Raw genomic sequence first — 6,999 nt, 5'->3', positions numbered from 1 at the left:
GGACGCCGTCCACGCCGCCCTCGACGCCACGGCCGACCGGCCGACCCCGGAGGATCTCAAGGGGGTCTACGACATAGCCCACCGGACCCTGGACGAGGCCTCGCCCGTCCTCTACGGCCTGGGCTTCTTCACCGAGTCGGCCTACTTCGGCGAGGCGGAGATCATCTGGTCCTACGTTCCCCCGGGCCGGACGGCGCCGCAGCGGCTCGACATGGACCTCGAGTTCTACGACTTCGCCAGCACCCCGTGGTGGCCCCGGGAAGGCACGGAGCACGCCGTGCAGAGCAGCTACGCCTACGTGGACGCCAACGGCTCCAACGCCTACATCATCAGCTTCAGCAAGCGCGTCATGCGGGACGGGCAGGTGGCCGGCGCGGCCACGGCCGACGTCCTCATCAGCCACCTCCAGGCCGACTTCGCCCCGCTCCTCGACGCCCTGCCCCCGGGCTCGTGCATCGTGGACCAGCTCGGCGTCGTCATCGCCACCAACGCCGGCAGCCTCATCGGCGAGGTCCTCACCCCGGCGGAGGACGGCGGCCGCACCGTGGATCTCCCGGCCGTCCCCTGGCGTCTCCACGTGGCCAAGGCAGGCTGACGGGACGCTCTTCCCGTTTAACCCAACAGGGGGCGCGTCGACGACGCGCCCCCTGCGGGCATCGAGAGCCGAAGGCCCTCAGCACTCGATGACGTTGACGGCGAGGCCGCCGCGGGAGGTCTCCTTGTATTTGACCTTCATGTCCGCGCCGGTCTCCCGCATCGTCTTGATGGCCTTGTCGAGCGAGACCTTGTGGGTCCCGTCCCCGCGCAGGGCAATGCGCGCGGCGTTAATGGCCTTGTTGCTCGCCATGGCGTTGCGCTCGATGCAGGGGATCTGCACGAGCCCGCCCACGGGATCGCACGTGAGGCCGAGATTGTGCTCGATCCCGATCTCCGCTGCGTTCTCGACCTGCTCGGGCGTCCCGCCCAGCACCTCGCACAGGCCGCCGGCGGCCATGGCGCACGCCGAGCCCACCTCGCCCTGGCAGCCGACCTCGGCGCCGGAGATCGAGGCATTGATCTTGAACAGGATCCCGACGGCGGCCGCGGTGAGCAGGAAGCGCACCACGCCGTCGTCGTCGGCCCGGGGGACGAACTTCTCGTAGTAGTGCAGCACGGCGGGCACGATCCCGGCCGCCCCGTTGGTGGGCGCCGTGACGATGCGCCCGCCCGAGGCGTTCTCCTCGTTGACCGCGAGCGCGAACAGGTTGACCCAGTCCATCGCACGCATCGGGTCCGTCCCGTCGTCGGTCGCCTCGAGGTCGGTCAGGAGCTTGGGCGCCCGGCGGGACACCTTGAGCCCGCCCGGGAGGAGCTTCTCGGTGCGCGTGCACCCGTTGTGCACGCACTCCTTCATGACGCCCCAGATGTGCAGGAGCTCGGCCCGCAGCTCCTCCTCGGTGCGCCAGGACAGCTCGTTGGCCAGCATGATGTCGCTGATCCGCAGGCCCTCCCGCCGGCAGTGCGCGAGCAGCTCGGCACCGGTCGTGAACGGGTACGGCAGGATCGTCGAGTCCTCGACGATCCTGTCGGCCCCGGCGGCGGCCTCGTCCACGACGAAGCCACCGCCTACCGAATAGTACGTGCCCTCGCGCAGGATCCCGCCCGCGCCGTCGAACGCCCGGAACACCATCCCGTTGGGGTGGGCGGGCAGGCTCCGGCGGCGGTGCATGATGACGTCGGTGTCCCGGCAGAACGGCACGTGCCGCTCCCCCGCGAGCCGGAGCTTGCCGTCCGCGGCTGCCTGGGCCACGCGCGCGTCCGCGGTGTCGGTGTCCACGGTCTCCGGGCTCTCGCCCTGGAGGCCGAGGATCACGGCCTTGTCCGACCCGTGGCCGTGCCCGGTGGCACCGAGGGAGCCGAACAGCTCTGCTTGGACCCGCTCCGTGCGGTCGAGCAGCCCGGCGTCGCGGAGCCCCTCTGTGAAGAGGCGCGCGGCGCGCATGGGACCGACCGTGTGCGAGGAGGACGGCCCAATGCCCACGGTGAACATGTCCAGCACGCTCAGCGCCATACCGCACGTCCCTCCGAGGTGTGGGACGCGGTCCCGGCGGCCCAGGTCACGCCGGCCGCTGTGCCGCCGGGGCAGGTCACCGCAGCACGACCGTCCGGTTGCCGTTGAGCACAACGCGCCCCTCGCAGTGCCAGCGCACCGCGTTGGAGAGGGCCTTGCACTCGGCGTCGCGGCCCACGGCCACGAGGTCCTCGGGCGAGTGGGTGTGGTCCACCTCGATGACCTGCTGGGCGATGATCGGGCCCTCGTCGAGCTCGGCGTTGACGTAGTGGGCGGTGGCCCCGACCGTCTTGACGCCGCGCTCCCAGGCCTGGTGGTACGGCTTGGCGCCCTTGAAGGACGGCAGGAAGGAGTGGTGGATGTTGATCACCTTCCCGGCCATCCGCGTCGCCAGCGCGTCCGAGAGCACCTGCATGTACCGGGCCAGGACCACGAGCTCGACGCCGTAGCTGTCCACGAGTGAGAGCAGCTTGGCCTCGGCCTCGGGCTTCGTCTCCGCGGTGACGGGGATGTGGTGGTACGGGATCCCATGCCACTCGACGAGCCCGCGGTGGTCCTCGTGGTTGGACACGACGGCCACGACCTCAACCGGCAGCTCCCCGATCCGGGCGCGGAACAGCAGGTCGTTGAGGCAGTGCCCGAACTTGGAGACCATGAGCAGCACGCGGGTCTTCTCCCCCGCCGGCCGCAGCCTCCACTCCATGCCGAACCGCTCCGCGATCGGGCCGAACTCGGCGCGCAGCCGCGCGCCGTCGTCCGAGCCGTCGCTGGCGGCGGCGCCGCCCGGCGCGGGCGCCTCGAAGTGCACCCGCATGTAGAAGTGCCCCGCGCGGCGGTCGCCGAACTGCTTGATGTCTACGATGTCGCACCCGCGCTCGGCGAGGAACCCGGAGACCGCCGAGACGATCCCGGGCCCCTCGGCGCAGTTGAGCGTCAGGACGAACTCAGGCGCCTGCGCAGCCATGGCCTACGGCACCTCCGGGGCGGCAAACTCACGCATCGCGTCGATCAGCCAGCGGCCCACGTGGTCCGCGAACGAGGCGCGCGGCAGGACGCGGAACGCGTCCTCGCCCGTCTTCCACACGAGCACCGGCACGTGGTCGAGCGAGGTCACGATCGCCTGGCCCACGGCGAAGGCCCGCGGGTGCAGGTCGAACGAGACGCCCTTCTCGAGGACGAGGCGCGCGCCCGGACCGGTCAGCTCGAACGTGGTGCGGTTCGCGGAGAGGTCGACGACGCCGCCCGGCGTCCGTGCGCCGGCCTCGCCGAGCGCCGAGGCCACCCGGGCGGCCTCGGCGGGGCCGCGGTCGGACGTGAAGTTCTCCGGGCTCTCGTCGCCGACGGCCAGGAACTCGTCCGGCCCGATCCACAGGACCGTGAAGCCGCCGCCCGCCGTCGTGCCCGCGTGGCCCGTGGGCAGCGGTGCGCCGAGCGCGGCCTCGACGGCCGCGGCGCCCTGGGAGCCGGGCACGGCACGGAGGCCGAGCTGGACCAGGAAGGGGATCTCGCGCACGGCCACCGCGCGCTGGGCACCGGCGGCGGCCGTGGCAGCGGAAGCCGCCTCGAAGGCCTCGGCGAGCTGGGCGGCGGGGCTGCGGCGCAGGGCCGACGCACCGGCGGGGACAGTCAGTTCAGCAATCGTCTCAGCCATCACGGCGCTTCCCTTCGGGGTCAAAGAGGACGGTTTCACCGACCAGGACATCCACGAGCCGGTCCCCGGCGACGGCGGTCAGCGTCTCGCCGATGCGGTTGCGGCCGTTCTTGATGAGGGCTAGGGCGAAGGAACGCCCCAGCGCCGCCGAGTGGTAGCTCGACGTGACGTGCCCCTGCATCGGCACGGGGCCGTACGCGGGGCTCGTGGAGATCCCCTGCTCGATGACCTGGGTGCCCTCCGGGAGGCGGAAGGACGGGTCGACCGGGGTCAGGGACACGAGGTGCTTGCGGTCCGTGCGGGCCGTGTCGATGCGCGAGTAGGAGCGCTTGCCCACGAAGTCCTTGGCCTTGGACACGATCCACTCCATGCCCGCGTCCTGCGGGGTCACGGTGCCGTCGGTGTCCTGCCCGACGATCGGGTAGCCCTTCTCGGCGCGCAGCACGTGCATCGTCTCGGTGCCGTACGGGGTGATGTTGAACTCGGCGCCGGCCTCGGCGACGTCCTCCCAGACCTTCAGGCCGTACCACGTGGCCACGTTGATCTCGAAGGCGAGCTCGCCGGAGAACGAGATGCGGCACACGCGGGCGGGGATGCCGGAGGCGAGGGTCGTCTCGCGCCAGGCCATGAACGGGAACGCCTCGTTGTCGACGTCGAGCTCCGGGGCCAGCTTGGAGATGACCGCGCGGGACTTCGGGCCGACGACGGCGACGGTGGTCCACTGCTCGGTCACGGACGTGAAGTTCACGTCGAGCTCCGGCCACTCCGTCTGGTGCCACTCCTCGAGCCAGTCGAGGACCTTCGCGGCGCCGCCGGTCGTCGTCGTCATGAAGAAGCGGTCCTGGTCGAGGCGCAGGGTCACGCCGTCGTCGAAGATCATGCCGTCCGGGCCGCACATGACGCCATAGCGGGCCATGCCCGGGGCGAGCTTCTTGAACGCGTTGGTGTAGATGCGGTTGAGGAACTCGCCAGCGTCCGCGCCCCAGATCTCGATCTTGCCGAGCGTCGTGGCGTCCATGAAGCCCACGGACTCGCGCACCGCGCGGCACTCGCGCAGCACGGCGTCGTCCATCGACTCGCCCGGCTGCGGGAAGTACCAGGGACGCAGCCACTGGCCCACGAGCTCGAACTCGGCGCCGTTGGCGACGTGCCACGGGTGGGCCGAGGTGATGCGCTCGGGGTCGAAGAGGTCACCGCGCTTGCGGCCCGCGACGGCGGCGAAGGCGATGGGCGCGTAGGGGGCGCGGAACGTCGTCGTGCCGATCCCGCCGATGCCCGGAGCCTCACCGTTCTCGCCCTTGAGCGCTGCCGCGATCACGCCGATCGCGTTCACGCCCGAGGTCTTGCCCTGGTCGTTCGCGGTCGAGATCGAGGTGTAGCGCTTGACGTGCTCGACCGAGCGCATGCCCGCGCCGGTCGCGCGCAGGACGTCGTGCACGGACTGGTCGCGCTGGAAGTCGACGAAGTGGGTGGTCCACTCCCCCGGCTCGCCGGTCTCGCCCGGGACGAGCCAGACCTGGCGGGTCGGCGCGGAGGCCGTGGCCGGGTTCGTCGGCAGGCTCGAGGCGTGGACGCCGGCCTCGGTCACGAAGCCCGCGTTGAACGCCGCGACGGCGCCGGCGTGCGCGCCCTCGGCGACGCAGTCGCCCAGGGCGTAGGAGCCGCGGGCCGAGCCGACGACCTGCTGGGCCGCGACGGAGCTCGCCGGCACGAAGCCCGCGAGGTCCTCGTCCCAGCGCAGCTTGCCCTGGCGCTGGCTGAACAGGTGCACGACGGGGCTCCAGCCGCCGGAGACGGCCAGGAGGTCCGCCTCGATCCGCTCGGCCTCGCCGGTCAGCTCACCGGCGGCGGAGAGCCCGCGGACGACGACGGCGCCCAGGCGGGTGCCAGCGCCGGCCTCGGTGCCCGCCACGGCGGAGCCCGAGATGACGCGGAGCCCGGCGGCCTCGGCGGCGAGGGCCACGGCGGACTTCTCGGCGCGGGCGTCGACGACGGCCGGGACGGCCACGCCGGCGGCGGCGAGGTCGAGGGCCCCGGCGTAGGCGGAGTCGTTGGTCGTGAAGACGACCGCGGAGGAGCCGGGGCGCACGCCGTAGCGGTTGAGGTAGGTGCGCGCCGCGGAGGCGAGCATGACGCCGGGGCGGTCGTTGTCGGCGAAGACAACGGGGCGCTCGTGGGCGCCGGTCGCGAGGACGACCTGCTGCGCGCGGATGTGCCACAGGCGCTGGCGGGAGACGCCCTGGGCGTTGAGCTCGCGGGCCTTCTCGGTGCCGAGGTGGTCGGTGCGGGACTCGAGCGCGACGACGTAGTTGGAGTCGTACGAGCCGAACGCGTTCGTGCGGTTGAGGACCGTGACCTCGTCCGCGGCGGCGAGCTCCGCGGCGGCCGCCGCGATCCACTCGGGCGCCGGCACGCCGTCGACCGTCTCCGCCGGGGAGGTCAGGAGCGAGCCGCCCAGCTCGGGCTGGTCGTCGATGAGGATGACGCGGGCGCCCGAGGCCGCGGCCTGGCGGGCCGCGGAGAGGCCCGCGGGGCCGCCGCCGATCACGAGGACGTCCGTGTGCACGTGCTTCTTGTCGTACACCGCCTCGTCCTTGCGCGGGTCCAGCTGGCCGAGGCCCGAGAGGTACTCGGCGCGCAGGCCGTCGACGAGCTCAACGGTCGAGGCGGGGAGCATCGACTCGTCGATGCCGCCGGCGCCGCGGTCGATGACCTTCAGGAGCGCGTTGGGCTCCTCGACGCCCGCGGCGAGGATGCCGCGCGGTCGGCCCAGGTACAGGGACGGGGCAGTCTCGATGACGCCGTGGGCCAGGAGGGCCGAGGCGACCGTGTCGCCCTTGAAGCCCGTGTACTCGGTGCCGTCGACCGTGAAGGTGACGACGCCGTCGCGCTGAACGCGGGCGGCCGGCGCCTGCTCGGCGGAGAGGCGGAACGCCTGGGTGGACTCGGCGGGGCTCACTGCTGGCCTCCATTCGTGCTGGTCGCGGATGCCGTGCCGGCAGGGGCTGCCGGGGCGGCGCCCGTGTAGACGCTCTTGAACTCATAGGTGACGGTGTCGCGCAGGGCGTTGAACCACTTGCGGCAGCCGGCGGTGTGGACCCAGCGCTCGGCGAAGAGGCCCTTGGTGTTCTCGCGGTAGAAGAGGTACTTGGCCCACTCCGCATCGTTCAGCTCGGAGGGGTTCTCGGGGTAGGCCACGTGGGCCTGGCCGCCGTAGTGGAACTCGGTCTCGTCGCGGGGCCCGCAGTTCGGGCAGGTGATCAGTAGCATAGGGACTCCTGGCTGTGTCTAATCCCGG

At 72.1% G+C, this 6,999-nt stretch carries 6 protein-coding genes; 1 reads left to right on the top strand and 5 read right to left on the bottom strand.

Going from position 1 to position 6,999, the window contains the following annotated elements; genetic code table 11:
- A partial coding sequence (locus BV907_RS18995) for a PDC sensor domain-containing protein (protein WP_077490845.1) occupies positions 1-595 on the top strand: 595 nt, incomplete at its 5' end.
- Positions 596-673: 78 nt separating this feature from the next.
- On the opposite strand, the gene BV907_RS16590 is transcribed toward BV907_RS18995, so the two are convergent.
- The 5 genes from BV907_RS16590 to BV907_RS16570 all read right to left on the bottom strand — a co-directional run bounded on the left by BV907_RS16590 (position 674) and on the right by BV907_RS16570 (position 6,971).
- Positions 674-2,050, bottom strand: coding sequence for an L-serine ammonia-lyase (locus BV907_RS16590; RefSeq protein WP_077490844.1), 1,377 nt, complete (start codon positions 2,048-2,050; stop codon positions 674-676).
- A 76-nt stretch (positions 2,051-2,126) separates the two neighbouring features.
- Positions 2,127-3,014 carry a formyltetrahydrofolate deformylase gene (purU, locus tag BV907_RS16585; protein WP_077490843.1) on the bottom strand — a complete coding sequence of 296 codons (888 nt, stop codon included), beginning with the start codon at positions 3,012-3,014 and terminating at the stop codon, positions 2,127-2,129.
- A gap of 3 nt (positions 3,015-3,017) precedes the next feature.
- Positions 3,018-3,701, bottom strand: a complete 684-nt coding sequence (locus BV907_RS16580; RefSeq protein WP_077490842.1) for a sarcosine oxidase subunit gamma — start codon at positions 3,699-3,701, stop codon at positions 3,018-3,020.
- Entirely contained in the window at positions 3,694-6,660 is a 2,967-nt protein-coding gene (locus BV907_RS16575; RefSeq protein ID WP_077490841.1) for an FAD-dependent oxidoreductase, read from the bottom strand. Before BV907_RS16575 ends, BV907_RS16580 begins: the two co-directional genes overlap by 8 nt.
- Positions 6,657-6,971, bottom strand: coding sequence for a sarcosine oxidase subunit delta (locus BV907_RS16570; RefSeq protein ID WP_077490840.1), 315 nt, complete (start codon positions 6,969-6,971; stop codon positions 6,657-6,659). The genes BV907_RS16575 and BV907_RS16570 overlap by 4 nt, the downstream gene beginning before the upstream one ends.
- Positions 6,972-6,999 lie beyond the last annotated feature (28 nt).

The organism is Sinomonas mesophila (assembly GCF_001999765.1).
GTDB classification, from domain to species: Bacteria; Actinomycetota; Actinomycetes; order Actinomycetales; family Micrococcaceae; genus Sinomonas; species Sinomonas mesophila.
The sequence above is the reverse complement of the archived record's forward strand: the minus strand, read 5'-3'. Positions and strand labels throughout refer to the sequence as shown.

Excerpts from the sequence above, each read along its gene's own strand:
- BV907_RS16590 (WP_077490844.1), bottom strand. The coding sequence starts at position 2,050 with ATGGCGCTGAGCGTGCTGGACATGTTCACCGTGGGCATTGGGCCGTCC.
- purU (WP_077490843.1), bottom strand. The coding sequence starts at position 3,014 with ATGGCTGCGCAGGCGCCTGAGTTCGTCCTGACGCTCAACTGCGCCGAG.
- BV907_RS16580 (WP_077490842.1), bottom strand. The coding sequence starts at position 3,701 with ATGGCTGAGACGATTGCTGAACTGACTGTCCCCGCCGGTGCGTCGGCC.
- BV907_RS16570 (WP_077490840.1), bottom strand. The coding sequence starts at position 6,971 with ATGCTACTGATCACCTGCCCGAACTGCGGGCCCCGCGACGAGACCGAG.